The organism is Corynebacterium guaraldiae (genome assembly GCF_053480195.1).
Window position 1 is genome coordinate 275,066 of record NZ_JBRBAU010000001.1, and the last position, 23,492, is coordinate 298,557.

Here is a 23,492-nt window from a genome sequence, read left to right on the forward strand (position 1 = left end):
GAAGCCTGTGAGTGCGCAGAGGGGCTACATGGATGCAGTCAAAAGGCACTTCCCAGAAGGCATTAGTAAGAAGGTTTCTTTGGGGGCAAAGACACCTTTTAGAGGCTCGGACACGGCGTTCTCGAAGCAAAGGCACCTTTTGGGAAATGCCTTTTGAGTAGCGACCATGTAGAGCCATCCGATCCAATCACAAGCGAAACCCCGCCACAGCAGTAACTGGACTGCTGGAGCGGGGTTCGCGCGTGAGGGGAGAGGGGGAGAGGCCTACTTCTGAACCTGCTCCGCTGCCTCCTCGAAGTCCAAGTCATCGTTCTTCTCAACGAGCTTGGCCAGGCGGGATGCCTCCTCGAACTCCTGGGTGACCTTCTCATCCGGAGCCTTGGTGGCCAGGGAAACGCCGACAGTCACGAGCAGAGCGGAGATGAAGCCCGGTACCAGCTCGTAGAGGGTATCGCCCAGCGGGCTCATGCCCCAGCCAATCGCAACGACAGCACCGGTGATCATGCCGGCGATGGCGCCGGTGGAGTTGAGTCGCTTCCAATACAGCGACAGCAGCACCAGCGGGCCGAAGGCGGAGCCGAAGCCGGCCCAGGCGAAGCCGACCAGACCCAGAATCGAATCCGACGGGTTGATGGCCAACACGGCAGCGATGACGGCGATGGCCACGACAGCGGTACGGGACAGGTTGATCAGGACGTTCTGGCTCGGCTTTTTCTTGGCGAAGATGAGGTAGAGATCCTCAATGAGGGAGGTGGAGACCACGAGCATCTGGGAGGACATCGTGGACATGATGGCTGCCAGAACGGCGGTCAGGACCAGACCTGCGAAGAGCGGGTGGAACATAACCTGTGCCATGTCCAGGAAGATGGTCTCGTAGTTCTCCTGGTCAGTGATGGAGTGGCTGGTCTCAGTGAAGAAAACCGTGCCGGAGAGCGCGACGAAAATAGCACCGATGAGGGAGATACCCATCCAGCTCACACCGTAGAAGCGGCCCGCGCGGGCGTCGGAAGGCTTACGCAGCGCCATGAAGCGCACGATGATGTGCGGCTGGCCAAAGTAGCCCAAGCCCCAGGCCAGGTTGCCGATGATGACGGCGGCAGACACACCAGAGAACAAGGAGAAGTAGTCAGGGTTCTCAATTACACCACCGGTGGCGTACGGGTTCTCAGCGGCGAAGCTGAAAATCTCGCCCGGGTTGTCCAAGGAGAAGAGCACCATGATCGGCACGATGATGAGAGAGGCGAACATGAGCAGGCCCTGGACGGTATCGGTGTAGGACACCGCGAGGAAACCGCCGACGAAGGTGTAGAAGACCGTCACGGCAGCCACGACGAGCATGCCGACCATGTAGTCGCCACCGAAGCTGGACTCGAAGTAGCGGCCGCCGGCCACCATGCCGGAAGAGACATAGAAGGTGAAGAAGAAGATGATGATCGCCGCCGCGATAATGCGCAGCAAGCGCGACTTATCGTGCAGGCGGTTCTCAAAGAAGGAGGGAACGGTAATCGAGTTGCCGGCGATCTCGGAGTAGGAACGCAGACGCGGCGCGACCCACTTCCAGTTGGCCCAAGCGCCGATGAGAAGGCCGATGGCCATCCATAGCTCGGACATGCCGGTCAGGAACAATGCGCCGGGCAGGCCCATAAGCAGCCAGCCGGACATATCGGAGGCGCCGGCGGATAGGGCGGCTACGAACGGGTGAAGGCCGCGGCCGGCGAGAACGTAGTCGTCGTACTCATCCGTCTGCTTGTAGCTCCAGAAGCCGATGGCGGCCATGGCAAGCAGGTAGATGATCATCGCAACGACATACCAAGTGGAGTCTTGCACTGATCTCTCCTTGAGATTGAGATTAAGAATAGGACTCATCCACGCTAACGAGGCAAAAGGCCCTACCCAACTGAAATTCGGCACCTTGACCAGTATTTGGTTACCTTGGTCACAGCTTAATGCACGGGCTTACTGGTGTTACGCCGTTATGTAACGAGACTGTAACAATTGCGTATTTGGGCAGGAATCGGGAACTTTCTGCAACCCTTTCCCCACAAAGGTGTGCTGCTAAACTGGCCCCTATGGCTTCTTACCTGCTGCATGGCCTCTGGCTGCCCGTCTCCGGCCTGAGTCTATGGATCGAACAGGTCGAAGGGCACAAGATCGTCATGCCCTCAGCAGTCCCGGAGGGAACCTTTCCGGATGTGGTCGATACCATCTTGAGCAAGAAGACCTTCCGGAACCGAGCGCGCGTCTCCCTCCGCACACCGAAGGGCAAGGACGTCTCCCTCATGGTCCCCATGGCCATGTTCGCCCCGGATGAGGCAGTGGAAACACTGGCCAAACTGGAATACCTCGATACCGATAGCCAGGCGGTTTCGGCGGAACAGCGTGCAGCTATTGCGCCGGACCTCCTGTGGCTCATCCGCGCCTATCGCGGCCTGTACCGTTTCGTCCGTGCCGGCCGCGTGACCATCCGCCTGTCGTATCAGGCGGGTGAGTGGTACCCGATGTGGCAACTGGCTTCTGGCTTGGGCGAGCGCAGCTGGCTGGCAGAGATGCTAGCCTCCGCGCCCGGCATCCTCTCCATTAATAACCGGGCGCTCTCGGATGATTTGGCCGACGAGCTCACGCACTGGATTGCCTATACCCAATTGCGCCCGCAGATCGATGCCCCACGCGCCGCGCCCTGGCATGAATTCGCGCAGGCCTTGCTGAAAACCGCGCCGGTCAAGAAGGGGCGCGCCCAGCTGCTTCGTGGGCTCAATGAGTGGAAAGACTCTATTACTTCTGTCGACCTCCAGCTCGTCTTCCTCGTGGAGGAACCGCCAAATAGTACTGACTCCGTCGAGGACGCAGCGTGGCCTATCCGCTTGCTGGTGCGCTCCGGTACGGATTCGCCGCTGCCGGTGCGGCAGGACCAGTTGGATCGGGGGAGCGTCGAGAAGCTGCGTGAGGCCCGCCGCCATGCCTTCGACGTGGCTCCGCGGCTGAAGTACAACTCCGCCCCGGCGAGCCGGAATGCGGGCGATTGGGATGTGTACCTGACCACCGAGCAGCTCGTGGATTTTGTTACCCACGACGCCGCTGCCCTGCGCAAGGCCGGTTTCACCGTGCTGCTGCCCAAGTCTTGGTCCCACATGGAGACCAAGGCCAAGCTGGAAACCACGGAGGTCCGTGATCCGGCCGATGCCGCCACCAAGGCGCACATTGGTATGGAGAAGCTGTTCAGCTATGACTGGAAGCTCTCGGTGGGTGACACGCAGCTTACCGACGCCGAAATGCACGAACTCATCTCCTCCAAGTCTGGGCTGATTCGTTTGCGTGGCGAGTGGGTCATGGCGGATACCCAGGCTCTCAACAAGATCTCGCAGTACATGCGCGAGTTGGCGGACACAGCCCGCAAGCGCGCTCTGAAGGAGCTGGAGCAGCTCGCTGCGACCGCGGAGATGGCCCGTCAGCTGGAGCAGCCCGGTTGGGAAGAGCTGGTGGCCGAGGTGGAGCGCCGCCGCAAGGAATTCAACGAGGGCGAACAAGAAGAAGCGGTAACGCTTGCAGACCTGCGCGAGATGGCCTTGAAGTCCATGGCGGAGGACCCTGTGGCCTTCACCGGATCCGAGTGGCACACCTCGCTGCTCGGCGGGCTGGATAGCACGGCACCCGACCGCGTGGACATCCCCGATACGGTCCATGCTGAGCTGCGCGAGTACCAGCGTCGCGGTGTGGACTGGCTGTACTGGATGTCCCGCAACAACATTGGCGCGGTGCTGGCGGATGACATGGGTTTGGGCAAGACCCTGCAGCTGCTGTCTTTGTTGGCGGTGGAAAAGGCCGCCCATGAGACAGAAGGGGAAGCGGAGGCGTGGAAGCCCACCCTCGTCGTCGCGCCTACCTCCGTGGTGGGCAACTGGGCTAGGGAAGCCACGCGCTTCGTACCCGACTTTAAGGTCATGGTGCAACACGGCACTGGGCGCCTGAAGGGCGAGGAATTGGTCAGCGCAGCTCAGGAGGCCGATATTGTCATTACCTCCTATGGCACGGTGAGCCGTGACTTCCTCACATTGAGCAAGGTGGAGTGGGACCGCGTGGTCCTCGATGAGGCTCAAGCGATCAAGAACGCCTCCACGCGCTCCTCCAAGGCAGTGCGCGCCATCCCGTCACGTCACCGCGTAGCGCTGACCGGCACGCCGATTGAGAACCGCCTCTCAGAGATGCGCTCCATTTTGGACTATTGCAACCCGGGCATCTTGGGTTCGGCTTCCTTCTTCCGCAACCACTTTGCCAAGGCCATCGAGCGCGAGGGCAGTGATGTCATGGCGGAGCGCCTGCGCCTTCTCACCGGTCCGTTCATCCTGCGCCGCCTTAAGACGGATCCGAATATCATCGATGACCTGCCGGAAAAGTCCGAGCAGATCATCACCGTGCGCATGACCGATGAGCAGGCAGCACTCTACAAGGCCCTGGTCAATGACGTGGAGCAGGCCCTGGCGAAGAAGAAGGAGGGCATCTCGCGTCGTGGCCTCATCCTGGCATCACTGACGCGCATCAAGCAGATCTGCAACCACCCGGCGCACTTCTTGGCCGATGGTAGCCCCGTCACCATCAAGGGCAAGCACCGCTCCGGCAAGGTGGAGGAGCTCATGCGGATCATCGACCAGGCCATCGAATCTCAGGAGCGCGTACTGATCTTCACCCAGTACAAGGCCTTCGGCGACGTTCTCCAGCCTTACCTCTCTGAACAACTGGGCTGCGAGATTCCCTTCCTCCATGGCGGGGTCAGCAAGAACCGGCGCGACCAGATGGTGGAGGAATTCCAGGCCGATAACGGCGCGCCCGTCATGCTGCTCTCGCTCAAGGCGGGCGGTACCGGGCTGAACCTCACGGCGGCGTCGATTGTCGTGCACATGGACCGCTGGTGGAATCCGGCGGTGGAAAACCAGGCCACGGATCGCGCCTTCCGCATTGGCCAGCAGCGCAATGTGCAGGTGTACAAGATGATTACGGCCGGCACCTTGGAGGAATCCATCCAGGACATCCTCGACGGCAAGACACAGCTGGCCGGTGCCGTCGTGGGCGAAGGCGAGGGCTGGCTCACCGAACTGAGCCCTGAGCAGCTGGCGGATCTCATGAGCTATAGGGAACAGGAGAAGTAAATGGCACCGAAGAGTCCTGAGGACAATAACGTCATCTACGCCAACTTCGGCACCCGCAAGCGCGTGAGCACGCCGGAGGAGGTCAACCGCGTCGACCGCGTGCGTACCATGCAGCCGGCGGCCACGCGCCTGCTCAATTTCGTCAACCAGCAAACGGATTCCGGCCGCATTCGCCGCGGGCGCCAATACGCCACCGAGGGCCATGTCGTGGGCCTCGATGTGCGCAATGGCGCTGTGCACGGCAAGGTTGCGGGCTCCCAGAACGAACCTTTCGCGGTGCTCATCCAGGTGCCTTACCGCAACAACGAGGACATCGGGCGGCTGTCGGAGATGTTCGCACGCACCCCCAACTCCGTGGCGAAGGCCAGGGAGGGCATGCTTGCCGACGCCTCCCTCGACATCCTCATCGCCGAGTACCCCGACGACCTCCGTTTCTCTTGCACCTGTCCCGACCCGGAGTACGTGTGCAAGCACGTCGTGGCGGTGGCGGACCGACTGGCAGCCCGCATGGACGCTGACCCATCCGTTATCTTCGCCCTGCGCGGACTTGATTTTGCGCGCCTAGAGCAAGCGGTCATGGAGCAGGCCAAGTCGGCCTCGGAGGACTCTTATTCCGCTTCCGCGGCCTCTGAAATCTCGGCCGAGGAGCGCAATGCCTTGTTCTGGGAGGGGCGAGAATTGCCGCCCTTGCCGGAGCCGAAAACCGCTCCCGCCGTCGATGATTCCGACCCGGAGTTGCTGCGCAAGGCCATGAGGTCTGTCAGCCATACGAACATAGATTTGCTTCGGGCGGTCTCCGATGTCGAGGACCTTTACTATCATCTGACGCACTAGACATTGCCACCCCAGGGGAGAGGCTCAAGTGCCAGCCCTGGACCACGTTGTAGGGAGCTTGCATGGCCGCGGTCACGTTCATCCACACCTCCGATTTTCAGTTGGGCATGACCCGCTGGTTTTTAAGTCCCGCCGCGCAGTCGCGCTTTGATGATGACCGCGAAGCAGCGGTCCTGCGGCTAGGGGAGTTGGCTACCGAGACAGGGGCGGAGTTCATCGTCGTGGCCGGTGATGTGTTTGAGCACAACTCCTTGAACAAATCCACGCTGCTGCGTGCCAAGGACATGTTCAAGCGCCTGCCGGTGCCGGTCTACCTGCTGCCCGGCAACCACGATCCGCTCGTGGCGGATTCCATCTTCTTCAACTCCTTCGCGGATAACGTGCACGTCATCGCGGATTCAAAGCCCATCGAGGTGCGCCCAGGCGTGGAAATCGTCGGCGCTCCCTACCTGTCCAAGCGGGCTAACTATGACCTGGTGCGCCGCGCGCTGGAGCCGCTGCAGCCTGCCGATGAGGGCACGGTTCGCATCGCGGTGGGGCATGGCCAGGTGGAGTCCCGCGCGGGCGAGGGCGAGGACTCGGACGCTGATACTATCGACCTCTCCTTCGTGGAGGAGTGCCTGGATAAAGGCGTTATTGATTACCTGGCGCTGGGGGATACACACTCCACCGAATCCCTCGGTTCTACCGGCAAGGTGTGGTTCTCCGGCAGCCCGGAGACTACGGCCTTCGACGATAGGGAGCGCGATTCGGGCAATGCCTTGGTGGTGACCGTTGAGGGGGAGCGGGTGGACGTCGCCAAGCACCGCGTCGGTCGCTGGGACTTCCGGGCGATTGATGCGGACGTTGACTCACTCGAAGAGGTCGAAAGCTTCCTTGCGGAGCTAGACGCCGTGCCGGAGAAGATCCGCACCGCGGTGAAATACAGCCTGCGTGGCACCGTGGGCCTGAGCGCGCAGGCACGCTTGGAGCAGGGTCTGGCGGAGATGGAGGAGGTCTTTGCTTCCCTTAAACCCCGCGAGAGGACGATGGACCTGCATCTGGCGCCCTCGGAGGAGGAGCTCAGCGAGCTGAGCTTGAGCGGTTATGCCGCTGATGCGCTGGCAGAGCTGCTCGAGGACCTAGATACTCCCACCGCCCGCGACGCCGCTAACCTGCTGTTCCGCCTCAGCGCGAAGGGAGCCTAAACCATGATGCAGCTGCATTCTGTTGAACTGAACAACGTCCGGGGCGTGGAGCACCTGGAGGTCAAGGACCTCCCGGAGACCGGCGTGGTGGTCATCGGCGGGCCGAACGAGGCTGGCAAATCCACATTGGTGGAGTCTATTGATTTTGTGCTGACGCAAAAACACACCGCCAACTCTAAGGCGGTGAGGGCGCTGCAGCCCGCCGGCCGCGATGTGGGGCCCGAGGTCACGCTGGAGGCCACCGTGGGGCCCTATCATTTCCGCATCCACAAGCGGTGGGTGAAAAAGCGCACCTCGGAGCTGCATGTGTTTTCCCCGCGCCCGGGCCAGTGGACTGGTGCGGAAGCGGATGGGGAGCTGGAGCGCATTCTCAGTGAACATATGGACCGTGCGCTTGTCGACGCCCTCTTCGTCCGCCAAGACGATAGCCACGAGGGCATCGCCGCCGTGGGCATTCCTTCCCTTACTGCGGCGCTAGAGGAGCAGACCGGGGCGAATGCCGTGGCGGAAGACTCCGAGCTGCTCACGCGCATCGAGGCGGAGTACAAGGAGTATTTCACCGCGAAGACGGACAAGCCGGCGGGGGACTATAAGGCCGCAATCGCCGCGCTGGCAGCGGCGGAGGAGGAGCACGCGAACGCTGAGTCTGCGCTCCGTGAGCTTGACGGCGTGGTGGAGCGCTATGAAGCCGCTGAGCTGAAGAAGGCCGATGCCGAAGCGGCTTTGCCAGCGGCCGTAGAAGAGTGCGAGCGCCGTGACGGCGAACTAGTCGCCGCCCGGGCCGCACAGGAGAAGGTCACGGCGCAGGAGGCAGCGGTGACCCGGGCAGCGGAAGCTGTGACGCGCGCGGAGGAGGAATCGGCGCGGCGCAAGGCTGTGATTGCTGAGCACTCCGCAGCGGTTGAAGCGGCCGAGCGTGCTGCAACTGCTGTTAGCGAAGCCCGCGAGCGCGCCGAGGAAGAGTCCGCCGCCCGCACGAAGCTGGAAGAAGAACGCGCCGAGGTTCATGAGCGCTACGAGGCCGTGCGCGAGGAGCGCCAGCGCGCCCGCCGCGCGCAGCGGCGCGCAGAACGCGAGGCCTTGGGCACCCGCCTCGAAGCCTTGACCAAGCTGGAAGAGACCTTGGCGTCGTGCCGTCGTGAGCTGGCTGCCGCTCCAGACGTGCCAAACTTGAAAGCACTGGAAGAGGCGGCTCGTGAGGTCACTGTCCAGGAGCGCCTGCGAGCGGCGGCTGCTGCCAAGCTGTACTTTTCCGGGAAGGGCTCCGTCGCCGTCGATGGCGAGGAACGCTCTCTGGAGAGCGGTGAAGAACTTGCAGTCGAGTTGCGTGAGGGCACGACCCTTCAGGTAGGCGAGGTCACCGCCCGCTATGCCGCAGGTGCCGGCGAAAGCGGTGAGGAAGGCGTGGAGAAGGCTCGCGCTGAGCTCGCGCGCCTGCTGGAGGATGCCGGGTGCGAAGACCTCGAGTCGGCCCGTGCCGCTCACGAGAAACACACCGAACTCGCATCCGCCGCGGATTCCGCGGCGCGCGAACTGGCTGCCGCGTTGGGAGGGGAGGACCTCGGTGAACTGCGTGCGCGTTTTGAGGCCGGCGCAGAAGAGGCTGAGGACACACCTGGTCTTTCCGAGGACGACGCGGCGCCGCGAGAGCTGGACGTGGTGGAGCGAGAGGAAGAGGAACTACGCAGGAAGCTCGATGAGCTCGACCGCGCTGTGGCTCCCTACCGTGAAAACAAGGCTGGCGCGGCATTAGAGGTAGCCACCGTGCGCGCGGAGGAGGCAACCGCGCAGCGCGATGCCAAGGCCGCAGCCGTGGAGGCCGCCCGTGCTCAGCTCAGTGATGCCGACGTGACCACGGCTATCGAGGCAGCACAGGCCAAGCTGCAGGAGGAAAGAGCAGTGCTGGCGGAGATGTCCGCGGTAGACGTGGACACCGCCGAGCATCTTGCCAAGGGAGCGCGTACACACGTGGACTCCCTGAAGGCAGCGGTGAATGCAGCGGTCGGTGACATGCGCGAGTTCCGAGGACTCATCGATATGCATTCCGGTGCGGCTGAGGATGCGGAGAAAGCCGCCGCCGAGCTCGAGGTTGCTCGTGAGCGCCACGCCGCTATCGAGCGCCGTGCGAACGCTGCGCGTTACCTGCGCACTCTCATGCTGCGCCACCGTGACGCCGCACGCCAGCGCTATGCCGCGCCGTTTGTCACAGCGCTCAATAGCTTGGCGCGAACAGTCTTCGGTGGGGATGTGGACTTCGAGCTGTCGGAAGAGCTCAAGGTCGAAGCTCGCAGCCGCGATGGGGAGACCGTGTCTTTCGACGCGCTCTCGGGTGGTGCCAAAGAGCAGTTGAGCATCCTGACGCGCTTCGCCATAGCCCAGCTGGTCTCCGATGAACCGGTGCCTGTTTTGATCGATGATGCGTTGGGTTCCACGGACTCCCAGCGCCTTCAGCTCATGGCGGCGCTGTTCAGTAAGGCTGGGAAAAGCACTCAGGTCATCGTGCTGACCTGTATGCCGCAGCGCTACTCCTGGGTGCCTGGGCGAATGGAGCTAGATATGGAGAAACTTACAAGGGCTTAAGTCCCGGAGTGTAGGGTATGAGCCATGACAGCGGACACTCGATGGCTCACCGAAAGCGAACAGGACCTGTGGCGCCACATTCTAGCTAGCATTCGCAAGATCAATCGCGGTATGGAGGAAACCCTGTTGGCCTGCGGCGATATCTCGGCCGCGGAGTTTTCGGTGCTTGTTTCTCTTTCGGAAGCACCCGAGCACACGCGGCGCCTGCGCGAATTATGCACGGAGTTGGAGTGGGACCGCTCCCGCGCCTCCCACCAAATCACCCGCATGGAAAAACGGGGTTTGGTGCGCAAGGAAAAGTGTGCGGGCGATGCGCGTGGCGTGGAGGTCGTCATGACGAAGTCCGGCCGGGAGCGTCTAGAGGCGGCGGTACCTGAGCACGTCGAGTCCGTGCGCCGCATGGTTTTTGATCACCTCGATCCTGCCGACGCTCCGGCGGTCCTGCGTTTCTGCGAGGGCGTCCTTTCAGAAAGCAACCTTCCAGGATATGACGGCTTCGTGCCGGATGAGCGCTTGGGTATTCACACCGACTAGTTGTGCTTCGTACGGGTAGTGTTAGTTTTCGACCGTTTACTCACCTGGAGGTGATCTGTCCGCACCATGATGGGACAAGAACTGTTTGAGCATCCCGAGCGCCAGTACGCTACGTACGATATTACTCCGCTGAAAGAGCTCAGCGCTCAAGTCGGCCCGGTCGATGATCTGGATGAGCTCTCCGAGGAACAAGCCACCGCGCTTGAGGCGGCCCTCGAGCAGCACCCGGAGGGCGCGCTGACCTTCGATGACGCCTCGCAGCTGTGGATTATCGGCGCGGATGAGGACATTGAGCGTATGTTCCAAGACCGCGAGGGATTCGTCGAAGCGCTCAACAACAACGAAGACCCTGGGGTCTAACCCACAGTCGGTGTCATACTAAAGGTGGATGGCGGCTAAATTTACTGGGTTTAACTACGGGCGGTTCTGTTTAAACTGCTAAGATACTCTGTGTTAAAGGGCGAGCATCCCCGCGCTTTTCAGAGGCAGCTTGAGCGAGAGCGCCATCTGGCTAGGGGAGCTAAGTGAAAGGACAAAACATAATGGTCGAGCGCGATTTGGCTCAGGAACAGCGCGAAGCAGCTGCACGTGACAAGGCTGACGGCTGGGTATCCGTCTTCGTTCAGTGGATTCCCTCCATGCTTCTCTCCGTGGTGATGCTGGGCGCCATGATGTTCGGCATGTACTACATCGAGCACGGCACCTTGGACATCACCCAGCCGATCGTCAACCAGTACATCACCCAGTAACCTGGTTCGCTCCCTCGCTGCCGCCTGGCAGGGGGAGAACAGCTTGACTTTAAGCCCCAGCAGATTTGCCTGCTGGGGCTTCCTCTTTATCACCAGGCTCATCTCTCTAACTCGTGCCGTGGATCCATCAGGCGGCTTGAGCCACTGCTAAGCCTGAGAATTAATCTCCGAGTGCGATGTCTCGAGGCATGATGACTCCTACACCCTTCGCGCTCACCGTCGTTCCTTGATCAGCCGCCGCCCGTCCTTTCGGTGAGCGCGAAGGGCGTATTCGTCCGAGAGAGCGCTAATCCGATAGCCTGAACTCCATGGACTCTCGCATCTACATTCGCTATCTCAACGGTCCGCTCCTGTGGATGGGAATAGTCGTTGGCCTTGCCGTCGTGGCAGCGGTGGTGCCCACGATGATTGATTCCACGTGGGCAGCAATCCTATTTGGTGCCCTAGTCATCATTGCAACCGTGGCCTGCCTTCTGATGCGGGTGAAGATCGCCGTCAACGATGGCGAGGTTGCGGTGTCCGTCTTTGGCGTCTTCACAAAGAGAATTCTCCTGCGCGAGATCACCGGGGTGAGTATCGGTCCGGAGACGGGGCTTAAAGAAGGTGCGGGCCCGCGCATCGTCGATGGCGCACCAGCCTATATCGTCTCTGGGCCGACGGTGCGCATTGAATGGGGTCGGAGTTCTCTCATTGCTTCGGCGAAGAACCCGGAAGAAGTGGTTGCGGATATTAAGGCGCGCTTGCACTAGTTCCATATCCCCAGACCTCGATCCCGAAACTTCCAAGTGAGTGGTTTGGTGCCGGAGGGCGCTTGACGACGCCCACCTGCAGGTTGCGGGTTTCAGGTCTGGGGAGATGCAAAATGCGCCAAGCCGCCCACCCGCAAACGTGGCGTCGTGAAAGGTGGGCCGGGGCGTACTGGCCGATTCGCGATAGGTGGGCATGAAAAAGTGCCCCTGACAGGGATCGAACCTGCGACCTTCGGTACCGGAAACCGATGCTCTAATCCGCTGAGCTACAAGGGCATTGCTGGCGAAATGCCAACGATGCGATTCTAACCTATAAAGACTGAAGCGCAGTAATTGGCCTAGCGCCGATGGGGGTGTGGTGGGAAAGAAGCAGCGGCCGGAGTAGCCACTGCTTCGAGTTTTTCGCTGGGGCGCTTACTGGGCCGGCTGTTCCTGGGGCTGGTCAAAGAAGCCCGGGGCATCCGCGGTGTGGACCTCGCCAGTGCGCAGGTAGTCAACCACAATCTGGTCAACAGCCTTGTTGCCCACCGCGAAGTGCCCGTGACCTGGGCCGTGGACGGTTACCACGCGGGATTGCATCGGGTCAGACAGGCCGCGGTAGAAAGCGTATGGGGTCTGCGGGTCACCGGTAGCCTGCAGCTGCAGCGGCTTGGTCTGCAGCTTGTCACCAGAAACGGCAATCGGGGTAGTGATCGGTGCGCGGCCGGAGCAACCGGCGCCGGAGGCATACATCGCGTTGAACAGTGAGAACGGGTCAACCGTGACATAGTTAGACCAGAGGAAGGCCGGTATGAAGGCCGGATCCGTCGGCGCAGTGTTCTCATTGCACATGATGATGTTCTGCATGCTCATGGAGTTGAGAATCTCTTGCTGGACCTTTTGCGGGTCCTGCTCGCCCTGTTGTGCGGCCTGCGCCTCAAAGTTGATGGCTTCGACGCCGCCAATGTGCTTGGCTAGGGAGTCCCACGACTCCGGGCGGGGAAGGAGGTCACGGGTAGCGGTGAGCGTCGGCGAAGTGGCCTGAACAGCCTGCGGGTTCTGGACCTTGCCCGCGAGGTGCTCTGCCTGTACGCGCAGCTCACCGGTCGCAGTCATGACATTGGCGCCGGGCTGGCCGGCAAACTCGAGCCCCGGCGGGAGGTCACCAATCTGAGCGTTCGGAGGAAGCACGGTGGGGCGCACGCCCGCCTCCGCGGCCACAATCTGAGACCAGCGCTCGTAGGCCTTCAGCGGTGTCGTGCCGGCGTGGTAGGTGGCGTCGTTCTTCGCCACATAGCTAAAGAAGTCATGCAGAGCATTCTCATAACCAGCCTGCTGAGAAGCGAAAATCTGGTTCCACGCCATGTTGGGGTTCATTCCGGAGTCCAGCACGACCTTGTCGGTGTGCTCCGGATAGAGCGTGGAGTACGTGGACCCCAAGAAGGTGCCGTAGGAGAGGCCGAAGATGTTGATCTTCTCCTCACCAAGCGCCTGGCGCACGACATCCCAGTCCTTGGCGGTGTTCTCCGTGGTCAGGGAATCGGTGTAGCCCGGAGTGTTCTTCTCGCAGTCATCGCGGGTAATGGAGCCGATCTTTGTCAGCTGTTCTAGAGGGTTTCCGCCCGCCTCAGTTGACGAGCAGTTCACCTGTGCGGACTCGCGCAAACCACGCGGTTGAACGCCGATGATGTCGTATCCTTGTTTGACTTCCTCAGGCCAGGCAGCGAAGTTGACCCAGCTATACGCGTCACCGCCTGGACCGCCCGGGTTGGTGAACAGAGTGCCTTGGCGCTCGCCCGTGGCCTTCAACCGGATAAGGCCGACGTCGATAGTGCCCTTCTCGGGAGCATTATGGTAGGTCGGCACGGTCACGTGGCCGCATTCGGCGCGCTCTTCGGTGACCCCTTCCGGGCACGGGCCCCAGTTGATGGCGGGTTGGTCGGCGTGAGCAACGGCAGGTGCCGCAACCAAGCCAGCGGCGATGGTTACAGGTCCTAGAACCGAACCTAAAACGCGAGAAAGACGCATAGAACAAGGCTCCTAAAATCGTAAATTGGTACGAGCCTTATCCTATGCGTCAGGGGTGATGTGAGCCGAGCTCTCATACAGGGCGGGTGCCCCCGAAAGCCTCACTACTTAACAATCACCACAATGAGATCGCGCGGGCCGTGGACACCCTCCACGCGGGAGAGCTCGATATCCGAGGTCGCGGAAGGGCCCGAGATCCACGTTGCCGGGCGCTCAGGGTTGATGCGGGAGACCATCTCCGGGACACCGTAGACAATCTGGTCCTTGCGCACGATGCACACGTGACGGTCCGGCACCAAGGTCAGCGCGCGACGGCCGCAGGTCTCATTGGATTCGAGCACGATGGTGCCGGTCTGCGCGGAGGTGACGTGGGATTCGGTCACCACGGCGTCGACGGCGTCGAGCTCACGCGGGTCCTTGGCGTTGTCATCCGGGGTGATGGTGCCCTCGAAGCCGGCGAGAAGCCCAGCGTCCATGCCGGGGGCGTAGACGACGTTCGAGCAGCCGCGCTCCTTGAGGATGCCCACGAGGGTGGAGTTCAGGCCGGACTCATCGGTGACGTGCACGTCAGCCTTGTAGTCCTCGAGGCGGTCCACGAGCATCTCACGCAGCTCATCTTCGTTGAGCGTGCCTTCCTTCTGGTATTCGCGCGGGATCTCTACGTGGTCCGGCAGGCCGGCCTGCTTTTGGGCGGCGGCAATGCGGTTGAGGATTTCCTCTTTGGCGGTGGTCACTTGATGCCCTCCTTCTTGGCTTGGGCGAGGAGTTCTTGAGCTTCGTCAGAGTTGAACCATTGGCGGAAGGACTTCTTCGGCGGAACGGCAGTATCGCGTACCTCGGACCAACCAGACATGAACAGCGGTAGCTTGTCGATGACTCCGTTGAAGCCACCGAGGACACGGCCGAGCGCCACCATGTGGGTGATCTGGTTCCAGATCTTCGGGTTCTTCCACACCAGCTCCACGACCTGGAAGAGCTTTTCCTCCACCGGCGGGGTGGCGTTAGTGACCTTCTGGTAGCGGTTCTCCAAAATGACTTGGGAGAGCGGGATGCGCACCGGGCATACTTCGTCGCAACGGCCACACAGGGAGCAGGCATAAGGCAAGCTTGCCGACGGATCGTTGTGGTCCTTCATACCAGTCAACTGCGGCGTCAGGGAGATGCCAATTGGGCCCGGGTAGACAGAGCCGTAGGCGTGTCCGCCGGCGCGCTCGTAGACCGGGCAGACGTTGAGGCAGGCAGAGCAGCGAATGCACTTGAGTGCTTCGTGGCCCTTGGGAGAGGACAGGGCTGCGGTGCGGCCATTGTCCAGAAGCACGATGTGGAAGTTCTGCGGGCCGTCGCCTTCGGTCACACCGGACCACATTGAGGTGTACGGATTCATGCGCTCAGCGGTGGAGGAGCGCGGCAGCAGCTGCAGGAAGACCTCAAGGTCCTGGAAGGTCGGGACCAGTTTCTCAATACCCATGACAGTAATGAGGGTCTCCGGCAGGGTCAGGCACATGCGGCCATTGCCCTCAGATTCTACGATGTTGATGGTGCCGGTTTCTGCGACACCGAAGTTAGCGCCGGAGATGGCGACCTTGGCCTTCATGAACTGCTCGCGCAGGAAGCTGCGGGAAGCCTCAGCCAACTCCGCCGGCTCGGCCTTGAGGGAGTCATCGGTGTTCGGCATCTTGTTGACAAAGATGTCCCGAATCTCCGCGCGGTTGCGGTGGATGGCCGGGACCAGAATGTGGGAAGGCTTATCCTCACCCAGCTGGACGATGAGCTCCGCCAGGTCAGTCTCCTGGGCGTGAATGCCGGCTTCTTCCAGGTGCTCGTTGAGCGCGATTTCCTGGGTAGCCATGGATTTGATCTTGACCACGTCGGTCTCACCGGTCTCGCGGATGAGGCCCTCGATGATCTCGTTGGCTTCCTTGGCGTCGCGCGCCCAGTGGACAATGCCGCCGCGCTTGGTCACCTGCTCTTCGAACTGGACTAGCAGTTCGCCCATGCGAACAGCAACGTCATCCTTGAGAGCGGAACCGGCGTCACGCAGCTGCTCCCAGTCCGGGGTTTCCTCCACGGCGTGTTGGCGCTTGTTGCGAATGGTGGTGGTGGCGTGGTGCAGGTTGCGGCGCTGGGTGGCGTTATTGAGGCCAACGTGTGCCAGCGGCACGAACGCCTTCGAACCACGCAGGTTGCCGTAGCCTTCTGGGGCGCGGGGAGGGGTGGTGTCGAGGAAGGAAGTCATTAGAGCATCTTCTCCTTGGAGTAGGCCGCGGAGGTGGGAGTCCACGGGTGTTCCTTGGTGGAGGCGAGGATTTCCGCCAGGTGGATAGCGCGAACACCGGAGCGCTGGCGAGCCAGAGCGCCTCCAATGTTCATCAGGCAGGAGGAGTCACCGCCGGTAATATATTCGGCCTCGGTTTCACGGATGTGGCGGGTCTTGTCACCGACCATCGCTGCAGAAACCTCGGCGTTCTTGAGGGCGAAGGTGCCGCCAAAACCACAGCACTCCTCAGCATTAGGTAGCTGGACGAGGTCGATTCCTTCGACCTCCTTAAGAAGCTGGTAGGGGCGGTCACCCAGTTTGAGGAAGCGCAGGCCGTGGCACGAAGGGTGGTAGGTCACGCGGTGGGGGAAGAAGGCACCGACGTTGGTGACACCGGCGACGTCGACAAGAAACTCCGGCAAGTCCAAAGTTTTGCCGGCGGCCTTCTTTGCACCGTCCACATCGGCGGAGGTGCCGAAGCGGTTTGCGATCATCTCGTGCTGCTCGCGCACGGCCCCTACACAGGAGCCGGAAGCGGAGACGACGTAATCGATGGATGGATCCGCAAAGGCATCCGCGTAGGTGCGGATCATACCCAAGGTCTGCTCCTGGTAGCCGGTGTTAATGTGCATCTGGCCGCAGCAGGTCTGTTGCTCCGGGAAGACCACCTCATGTCCTAAGCGGGAGAGAATGAGGGCCGTGGCCTTGTGCGCATCGGGGAAGAGGGAATCACCGATGCAGGTGGAAAACAATGCTATTCGCATTAGCGCGTGCTCCTTTTCTGCCCTGCGCGCCCGACTGTATCCCTTGAAGTCGAGGGTCGGGGACGACGGACATATGCCTTATAGGTTTGTCTTTAAGTTTAGCGTGCAAAATCAAGAATATCGAGGCGAAATAGGTGTTCTACCTGGGTTTTTAACGCAACACTAATGTTGTGAAATTCTCACGTGCAGTGATGCAAAACCAAGAGCCGCCGTGCTGCGCTTGAGGCAGGCACGGCGGCTAGGGTCTAGAAGCAGGGGCCACCTCGGCGGGCAAATGACCACCTCGGCGGGCAAATGGAAGGGGGATTAAGGAACGAGGAATCCCAGCACGTTGCTCATGAGGAAGACGATGACACACACGACGGCAAGGAAAGCCACGGAGTAGCCCACGACTGCCTTGAAGATGCGGGATTCCTCGCCCTCCATCTGAACCGCGGTGGCGGCGATGGCCAGCGATTGCGGGGAAATCATCTTGCCCACAACGCCACCCGAGGTATTGGCGGCCAACATCAGGTCCGGGTTGACGCCGATGCGCTCGGCGGCGGTGACTTGCAGGTTGGCAAAGAGCGCGTTGGCGGAGGTATCCGAACCGGTGACGGCGGTGCCGATCCAACCCAGGACAGGGGAGAAGAGCGCGAAGATGCCACCGACGGAAGCCACGAACTGGCCGATGGAGATGGTCTGTCCGGAGTAGTTCATGGTGTAGGCCAGCGCTAGGACCAAGATGATGGTCAGCGCGGAGAACTTCATGCGGGAGACAACTTCGCCGAATTTGGCCAACGGCGCGGAGGCAGCGAGCTCGTAGCGGCCATTCTCGTTGAAGGACATGTAGATAAGGGCCACGATGATGCCGGAAATGAGCAGCAAGGATCCTGGGTTGCCCAGCACGTTGAACTTGAACGCGGTGTCCATGACTTTGCCTTCGGCGTCGAAGACGGTGCCGTCGAGAAGCGGCCAGGCAGCGTCGATCTGGAGGAATCCAAAGATGGCCGGCCACGCGGTGGCGATGGCGAAGACTGCGGTGACCACGGCATAGGGGAGAAGCGCCATCCAGATGCGGCTGCCGTTGAGATCCGTGACCTCATCCTGGGCAGGAAGCTCCATGCGCTCGCGCAGGCTGTCGACACCCTTGGGCTTCCACATGCGCAGGAAGATAAAGCCCGCGCCGAGGGAGACGATGCAGGCCACGACATTGGTGAGCTGGTAGGCAAAGAAGGTGGCCGCGGCCCACTGCGCAATGGCGAAGGAGATGCCGATGACGGCTGCAGCGGGGCCAGCTTCCTTGACACCGCGCATGCCGTCGAGGATGAAGAGGATGAAGAAAGGCACGACGGCCGCGATGAGTAGGACCTGCAGGGAAATCAGCCCGGCGATGTCAGCGGTCTGCTCGGCGGTGCGCCCGCCCACGGAGCCGGCTGTAGTCACCGGAATGCCCACCGCGCCGAAGGCGACGGGCGCGGTGTTGGCGATGAGCACGGTAGTGGCCGCCTTTAGGGGCTTGACTCCCAGCGCCAGGATCATGGTGGCCGTAATTGCGACGGGAGCGCCGAATCCGGCGAGTGCCTCAAGCAGGCCGCCGAAGCAGAAGGCGATGAGGATGGCCTGGATGCGGATATCGCCATCGCCTAAGAGATCGAAGGTCTTGCGCAGGTCATTAAAGCGGCCAGAGGCCACGGTGACCTCATAGAACCAGATGGCGGTGATGATCACCCAGACGATGGGGAAGAGTCCAAAAAGCCCGCCGCGCACCGCGGAGGACAGAGCCATGCCGGTGGGCATGCCCATGCCGAAGACGGCGATGAGGAGCGCTACGAGGAGTGCAACGGCACCCGAGGTGTGGGCGCGGGCCTTGAGGCCTAAGAGCATGATGAAGAACGCGATGAGCGGCAGCGTGGACACCAGCGCGGTAAGCCCCACGTTGCCAGCTATGGCGTCGGTGGTGATTGTGAATGTAGACATAACGCTCACTTCAGGTTGAGTCCCGCCGGCGTCCCTGCGGTGGTCCCCGCGGTGTGGCACCACAAGTTTCGGCCGGGCGAGAGAGGCGAAAGAATAAATCGGTTCAGATATCAAGTTTAGGGTAAAACCATGCGAGTGCTTGTGTCGCCGGATTCACACTACGGGGGTGAGTGACCTTGCTAACGTCTGAGACCTGGTAGCGCCTCCAAGCGGCGGAGACGATAGACTTTGGCCCTATGAATCCTGAAGATCTTTCCGTCCTGATCAAGAACACTGCCGCCGCCGTGCTCACCGAGCATGAGCTGGACTCCTCCGTCCTGCCGGAGACCGTGAGCGTGGAGCGCCCGCGCAACCCGGAGCACGGCGATTACGCCACCAACCTGGCACTCCAGGTGGCCAAGAAGGCCGGCACCCAGCCCCGCGAGCTGGCGCAGTGGCTGGCGGATGCCCTCGCCGGCAATGACGCCATCGATGAAGCATCCATCGCGGGCCCGGGATTCCTCAACATTCGCCTCGCTGCTGCTGCCCAGGGCGCCATCGTGGCCCAAGTCCTTAGCGCCGGTGCGGACTTTGGTAGCAACTCCACCTACCAGGGCAAGAAGATCAACCTGGAGTTCGTCTCCGCGAACCCGACTGGTCCCATCCACCTAGGTGGTACCCGTTGGGCCGCCGTGGGTGACTCACTCGGCCGCGTGCTCGAGGCCTCCGGTGCGGACGTGACCCGCGAGTACTACTTCAACGATCACGGCGGACAGATCGACCGTTTTGCTCGCTCCCTCGTGGCCGCGGCCAAGGGCGAGCCCACCCCGGAGGATGGCTACGGCGGAGACTACATCAAGGACATCGCGCAGGCGGTAGTGGAGAAGAACCCCAGCGCCCTTGAGGGCAGCGATGCCGAGGTCCAGGAGAACTTCCGCGCTGACGGCGTGGAGATGATGTTTGCCCAGATCAAGGAGTCCCTCCACGAATTCGGCGTGGACTTCGACGTGTACTTCCACGAGAATTCCCTCTTCGAATCCGGTGCCGTGGAGAAGGCTATCCAGACGCTCAAGGACAACGGCAAGCTCTACGAAGCCGAGGGCGCGTGGTGGCTGAAGTCCACCGAATACGGCGACGATAAGGACCGCGTGGTCATCAAGTCCGACGGCAACGCCGCCTACATCGCCGGTGATATCGCTTATGTGGCCGATAAATTCGACCGCGGCCACGACCTGGCCATCTACATGCTGGGCGCTGACCACCACGGTTACATCGCCCGCTTGCGTGCCTCGGCCCAGGCTTTGGGTTATGACCCGGAGGCCGTCGAGGTGCTCATCGGCCAGATGGTGAATCTGGTCCGCGACGGTAAAGCGGTCAAGATGTCCAAGCGCGCGGGAACCGTTATCACCTTGGATGACCTCGTCGAGGCCATCGGCGTCGACGGCGCGCGCTACTCGCTGGTGCGCTCCTCCGTGGACTCCAGCCTGGACATTGACTTGGGCCTGTGGGCCTCCCAGTCGTCCGATAACCCGGTCTACTACGTGCAGTATGGCCACGCCCGCATCTGCTCGATCCTGCGCAAGGCCACGGACCTGGGCTTCGACACTGCCGCGCTTGGCGACGCCCCCCTCGACCTCCTCACCCACGACAAGGAAGGCGACCTCATCCGCACCCTGGGCGAGTTCCCCGAGGTTGTGGCCACCGCCGCCACGCTGCGTGAACCGCACCGCATCGCGCGTTATGCCGAGGAGCTTGCCGCCGTGTTCCACCGCTTCTATGACCAGTGCCAGGTGCTGCCGAAGGTAGGCGAAGAGACCGAACCGATCCACTCCGCGCGCCTCGCTCTGGCTGCAGCCACCCGCCAGGTCATGGCCAATGCCTTGACCATGGTCGGGGTCAGCGCGCCGGAGAAGATGTAAGAAAAGGTATCGATGACTGATTTCAATTCTCTTCCGGCCCACGTGTGGCCGCGCAACGCCGCTCGAGACTCGAATGGTGTGGTCTCGATTGGCGGTGTAGCGCTGACGGACTTGGCCGCCGAATACGGCACCCCGCTCTACGTCTTCGACGAGCAGGACTTCCGCTCGCGCTGCCGGGATATGGCCCAAGCCTTCGGCGGGCCCGACCACGTGCACTATGCCTCCAAGGCATTCATCACCAAGCGCATCGTGCGCTGGGTTGACGAGGAGGGCTTGTGCCTCGACGTGGCCTCCCTCAACGAGGCCAAGCTGGCCCTGGCCGCAGGCTTCCCGGCGGAGCGCATGACCGCCCACGGCAACAACAAGGAAGACGAGTACCTGCAGCTGTGCGTGGACAACGGTATCGGGCACGTTGTCCTCGACAACGAGGAGGAGCTCTCGCGCCTCAATAGTATCGCGGCGTCCGCCGGCCGCGTGCAGCCGGTGATGATCCGCGTGAAGCCCGGCGTGGATGCACATACCCACGAGTTCATCGCCACGGCGCACGAGGATCAGAAGTTCGGCATTTCCCTGTCCACCGGTGCCGCCTTCAACGCCGCGCAGAAGGTGCTGGAATCCGCCAACCTTAAGCTTGTGGGCCTGCACTGCCACGTGGGGTCTTCGGTGTTTAATGCTGATGGTTTCAAGCTGGCCGCCGAGCGCGTGCTCAGCCTGTACAAGCGCATCCACTGCGAGCTCGGCGTTGCCCTCGAGGAGCTGGACTTGGGCGGCGGCTTCGGCATTCCCTACATGGAATACGAGGAAGCGCTCGACGTCGCCACGCTGGCCAAGGATCTGCTCGACGCCGTGGAGCGCACCGCCACCGAGCTCGACATCACGCCGCCCTTCGTACTGGTGGAACCCGGTCGCTCCCTGGTGGGTGCCTCTGCGGTCACCGTGTACCGCGTGGGCACGGTCAAGGATGTGGAGACCGGCAAGGCGGATCTGCCGATGCGCCGCTACCTCTCCGTGGACGGCGGCATGTCCGATAACATCCGCCCAGCGCTTTATGGCTCGGAGTACGACGTGCGCGTGGTCAACCGCCGCACCCGGGGCGAGCCCGTGGATTCGCGCATCGTGGGCTTCCACTGCGAGTCCGGTGACATTCTGGTCAACGAGCGCCGTTTCCCCTCGGATATCACCACCGGTGATCTCCTCGCCTTCGCCACCACCGGCGCCTATCAGTACATGATGGCCTCGCGCTATAACGGTGCTCTGCGCCCGGCGGTCGTGTCCGTGCGCGACGGCAAGGCCCAGCTCATGCTGCGCCGGGAGACGGTGGAGGACTTGCTGGCGTTGGACGTCGATTAGCGCGGCGTTGTCACAGCTCACCGTATTTTATTCACTATGACATGGCCGGTCGCGCCCAGTGCCGGCCATTTTGTATAGAAATAGACAGCTCGTTCTGTATAGTGATGGGCTAGCACGTAAGAATCAAACGCAACATCAACAAAGGGACACCATGACGACGAACCGTAGCAAGAAGCCCGAAGGCGAACCAGTAGGTATTGCGCTGCTTGGGTTTGGCACCGTAGGCGCCGAGGTTTTCCGCCTCGTGCAGGAGAATGCGGACGCTTTTGCGCACCGCATCGGCGGCCCGGTGGAGATCCGCGGCGTTGCCGTGCACAACAAGAACAAGCTGCGCCCAGGCGTGCCGGAGGAGCTGCTGACCGACGACGCCAAGGCGCTTGTCCTGCGCGATGATATCGACCTCGTCGTCGAGGTTATCGGCGGCATTGACTTCCCGCGCGAGCTCGTTCTCGCCGCCCTTAATGCTGGCAAATCCGTGGTTACCGCCAATAAGGCCCTCGTGGCCGCGCACGCTGATGAGCTGGCGGAGGCTGCTGAGCGCGCCGACGTCGACCTTTATTTCGAGGCCGCCGTGGCTGCCGCCATCCCGGTCGTCGGCATGCTGCGCCGTTCCCTGGCCGGTGACAAGATCCAGCGCATCTCCGGAATCGTAAACGGAACCACCAACTTTATCTTGGACGCTATGGAGACCACCGGCGCCTCCTACGAGGACGCGCTGGCTGAGGCCACCCGTCTGGGCTACGCCGAGGCCGATCCCACCGCGGACGTGGAGGGCCACGACGCCGCCTCTAAGGCTGCCATCCTGGCCTCCCTGGGGTTCTACACCCGCCTGACCTTCAACGACGTCTATTGCGAGGGCATTTCCAAGATCACCGCGGACGATATCGCGGCCGCCAACCAAGCCGGTTATTCCATCAAGCTGCTCGCTATTTGTGAACGCTTGGTTGATGAGGAAACCGGCGCGGAATCCGTCAATGCCCGCGTGCACCCGACTCTGGTCCCGAAGGATCACCCGTTGGCGTCGGTTAGCCAGTCCTACAACGCGATCTTCGTCGAGGCGGAGGCCGCCGGTTCCCTGATGTTCTACGGCAACGGTGCCGGCGGCAACCCGACGGCTTCGGCTGTACTGGGTGACGTCATCGGCGCGGCACGCAACATTGTCCACGGCGGCCAAGCGCCGGGGGAGAACACCTACGCCAACCTACCTATTGCGGAGTTCGGAGAAGTGGAAACTCGTTATCACGTCGACATGGAAGTTGAAGACCGCACCGGCGTGCTTTCTGCCATCTCCGGTGTCTTTGCCCGCCACGGGGTCTCCCTGCGTACCGTGCGCCAGGAGGACGGCGATGCCACCGCTCGCCTCATCGTGGTGACCCACGCGGCGAAGGAAGCGGTGCTCGAAGATATCGTCGCCGCCCTCGGCGAGCTCGATGAGGTCAAGGCCGTTCACTCCGTCATCCGCCTGGGTGTATAGGGACTCAGA

General features: G+C 61.9%; 17 protein-coding genes and 1 tRNA gene. 11 read left to right on the plus strand and 7 right to left on the minus strand.

The features are described from left to right. Positions 1 to 264: 264 nt before the first annotated feature. Positions 265 to 1,827, minus strand: a complete 1,563-nt coding sequence (gene putP, locus ACUY3D_RS01255; protein WP_070524987.1) for a sodium/proline symporter PutP — start codon at positions 1,825 to 1,827, stop codon at positions 265 to 267. A 242-nt stretch (positions 1,828 to 2,069) separates the two neighbouring features. Here putP and ACUY3D_RS01260 point away from each other — a divergent pair, with 242 nt between their 5' ends. The 8 genes from ACUY3D_RS01260 to ACUY3D_RS01295 all read left to right on the plus strand — a co-directional run bounded on the left by ACUY3D_RS01260 (position 2,070) and on the right by ACUY3D_RS01295 (position 11,774). Next, positions 2,070 to 5,141, plus strand: coding sequence for a DEAD/DEAH box helicase (locus ACUY3D_RS01260; protein WP_269948163.1), 3,072 nt, complete (start codon positions 2,070 to 2,072; stop codon positions 5,139 to 5,141). After that, complete coding sequence (locus ACUY3D_RS01265; protein WP_070524991.1) at positions 5,142 to 5,975, plus strand: SWIM zinc finger family protein; 834 nt, start codon at positions 5,142 to 5,144, stop codon at positions 5,973 to 5,975. A gap of 62 nt (positions 5,976 to 6,037) precedes the next feature. Further along, positions 6,038 to 7,162, plus strand: coding sequence for a metallophosphoesterase family protein (locus ACUY3D_RS01270; protein ID WP_448240179.1), 1,125 nt, complete (start codon positions 6,038 to 6,040; stop codon positions 7,160 to 7,162). 3 nt (positions 7,163 to 7,165) lie between these two features. Beyond that, complete coding sequence (locus tag ACUY3D_RS01275) at positions 7,166 to 9,742, plus strand: AAA family ATPase (protein ID WP_448240180.1); 2,577 nt, start codon at positions 7,166 to 7,168, stop codon at positions 9,740 to 9,742. Positions 9,743 to 9,766: 24 nt separating this feature from the next. After that, positions 9,767 to 10,276, plus strand: coding sequence for a MarR family winged helix-turn-helix transcriptional regulator (locus ACUY3D_RS01280; RefSeq protein ID WP_070597094.1), 510 nt, complete (start codon positions 9,767 to 9,769; stop codon positions 10,274 to 10,276). Between the two features lie 66 nt (positions 10,277 to 10,342). Continuing rightward, entirely contained in the window at positions 10,343 to 10,636 is a 294-nt protein-coding gene (locus ACUY3D_RS01285) for a molecular chaperone GrpE (protein ID WP_070597093.1), read from the plus strand. A gap of 182 nt (positions 10,637 to 10,818) precedes the next feature. Then, positions 10,819 to 11,025, plus strand: a complete 207-nt coding sequence (locus ACUY3D_RS01290; RefSeq protein WP_154737117.1) for a hypothetical protein — start codon at positions 10,819 to 10,821, stop codon at positions 11,023 to 11,025. A 308-nt stretch (positions 11,026 to 11,333) separates the two neighbouring features. Continuing rightward, positions 11,334 to 11,774: a hypothetical protein gene (locus ACUY3D_RS01295; protein WP_101736594.1), complete on the plus strand. Its 441-nt coding sequence runs from the start codon at positions 11,334 to 11,336 to the stop codon at positions 11,772 to 11,774. A 202-nt stretch (positions 11,775 to 11,976) separates the two neighbouring features. Here ACUY3D_RS01295 and ACUY3D_RS01300 read toward each other — a convergent pair. From ACUY3D_RS01300 to ACUY3D_RS01325, 6 genes are all read right to left on the minus strand, one after another. After that, positions 11,977 to 12,050: transfer RNA gene (locus ACUY3D_RS01300), tRNA-Arg, on the minus strand. A 138-nt stretch (positions 12,051 to 12,188) separates the two neighbouring features. Beyond that, the gene (locus ACUY3D_RS01305) at positions 12,189 to 13,781 is read right to left on the minus strand and encodes an alpha/beta hydrolase (RefSeq protein WP_070597091.1); all 1,593 of its coding nucleotides are present in this window, start codon (positions 13,779 to 13,781) and stop codon (positions 12,189 to 12,191) included. 104 nt (positions 13,782 to 13,885) lie between these two features. Continuing rightward, positions 13,886 to 14,515: a LutC/YkgG family protein gene (locus ACUY3D_RS01310; protein WP_144014730.1), complete on the minus strand. Its 630-nt coding sequence runs from the start codon at positions 14,513 to 14,515 to the stop codon at positions 13,886 to 13,888. After that, positions 14,512 to 16,017, minus strand: coding sequence for a LutB/LldF family L-lactate oxidation iron-sulfur protein (locus ACUY3D_RS01315; RefSeq protein ID WP_250223777.1), 1,506 nt, complete (start codon positions 16,015 to 16,017; stop codon positions 14,512 to 14,514). Before ACUY3D_RS01315 ends, ACUY3D_RS01310 begins: the two co-directional genes overlap by 4 nt. After that, a complete protein-coding gene (locus tag ACUY3D_RS01320) occupies positions 16,017 to 16,802 on the minus strand; it encodes a (Fe-S)-binding protein (RefSeq protein ID WP_070708381.1) in 786 nt (261 codons plus the stop codon). The genes ACUY3D_RS01315 and ACUY3D_RS01320 overlap by 1 nt, the downstream gene beginning before the upstream one ends. Positions 16,803 to 17,108: 306 nt before the next feature. Then, positions 17,109 to 18,761, minus strand: coding sequence for an L-lactate permease (locus ACUY3D_RS01325; RefSeq protein WP_448240181.1), 1,653 nt, complete (start codon positions 18,759 to 18,761; stop codon positions 17,109 to 17,111). 236 nt (positions 18,762 to 18,997) lie between these two features. Here ACUY3D_RS01325 and argS point away from each other — a divergent pair, with 236 nt between their 5' ends. The 3 genes from argS (at position 18,998) to ACUY3D_RS01340 (ending at position 23,483) form a co-directional block, all read left to right on the plus strand. Then, on the plus strand, positions 18,998 to 20,659 hold the full coding sequence (gene argS / locus ACUY3D_RS01330) for an arginine--tRNA ligase (protein ID WP_448240182.1): 1,662 nt from the start codon (positions 18,998 to 19,000) through the stop codon (positions 20,657 to 20,659). 12 nt (positions 20,660 to 20,671) lie between these two features. Next, positions 20,672 to 22,009, plus strand: coding sequence for a diaminopimelate decarboxylase (lysA, locus tag ACUY3D_RS01335; protein ID WP_070525143.1), 1,338 nt, complete (start codon positions 20,672 to 20,674; stop codon positions 22,007 to 22,009). 151 nt (positions 22,010 to 22,160) lie between these two features. Then, on the plus strand, positions 22,161 to 23,483 hold the full coding sequence (locus ACUY3D_RS01340) for a homoserine dehydrogenase (protein WP_154762051.1): 1,323 nt from the start codon (positions 22,161 to 22,163) through the stop codon (positions 23,481 to 23,483). Positions 23,484 to 23,492: the final 9 nt, after the last annotated feature.

Bases quoted from the DNA above. Each gene is read 5' to 3' on its own strand.
- ACUY3D_RS01260 (WP_269948163.1), top strand. From the start codon at position 2,070: ATGGCTTCTTACCTGCTGCATGGCCTCTGGCTGCCCGTCTCCGGCCTG.
- ACUY3D_RS01265 (WP_070524991.1), top strand. From the start codon at position 5,142: ATGGCACCGAAGAGTCCTGAGGACAATAACGTCATCTACGCCAACTTC.
- ACUY3D_RS01270 (WP_448240179.1), top strand. From the start codon at position 6,038: ATGGCCGCGGTCACGTTCATCCACACCTCCGATTTTCAGTTGGGCATG.
- ACUY3D_RS01275 (WP_448240180.1), top strand. From the start codon at position 7,166: ATGATGCAGCTGCATTCTGTTGAACTGAACAACGTCCGGGGCGTGGAG.
- ACUY3D_RS01280 (WP_070597094.1), top strand. From the start codon at position 9,767: ATGACAGCGGACACTCGATGGCTCACCGAAAGCGAACAGGACCTGTGG.
- ACUY3D_RS01285 (WP_070597093.1), top strand. From the start codon at position 10,343: ATGATGGGACAAGAACTGTTTGAGCATCCCGAGCGCCAGTACGCTACG.
- ACUY3D_RS01290 (WP_154737117.1), top strand. From the start codon at position 10,819: ATGGTCGAGCGCGATTTGGCTCAGGAACAGCGCGAAGCAGCTGCACGT.
- ACUY3D_RS01295 (WP_101736594.1), top strand. From the start codon at position 11,334: ATGGACTCTCGCATCTACATTCGCTATCTCAACGGTCCGCTCCTGTGG.
- ACUY3D_RS01305 (WP_070597091.1), bottom strand. From the start codon at position 13,781: ATGCGTCTTTCTCGCGTTTTAGGTTCGGTTCTAGGACCTGTAACCATC.
- ACUY3D_RS01315 (WP_250223777.1), bottom strand. From the start codon at position 16,017: ATGACTTCCTTCCTCGACACCACCCCTCCCCGCGCCCCAGAAGGCTAC.
- ACUY3D_RS01320 (WP_070708381.1), bottom strand. From the start codon at position 16,802: ATGCGAATAGCATTGTTTTCCACCTGCATCGGTGATTCCCTCTTCCCC.
- ACUY3D_RS01325 (WP_448240181.1), bottom strand. From the start codon at position 18,761: ATGTCTACATTCACAATCACCACCGACGCCATAGCTGGCAACGTGGGG.
- argS (WP_448240182.1), top strand. From the start codon at position 18,998: ATGAATCCTGAAGATCTTTCCGTCCTGATCAAGAACACTGCCGCCGCC.
- lysA (WP_070525143.1), top strand. From the start codon at position 20,672: ATGACTGATTTCAATTCTCTTCCGGCCCACGTGTGGCCGCGCAACGCC.
- ACUY3D_RS01340 (WP_154762051.1), top strand. From the start codon at position 22,161: ATGACGACGAACCGTAGCAAGAAGCCCGAAGGCGAACCAGTAGGTATT.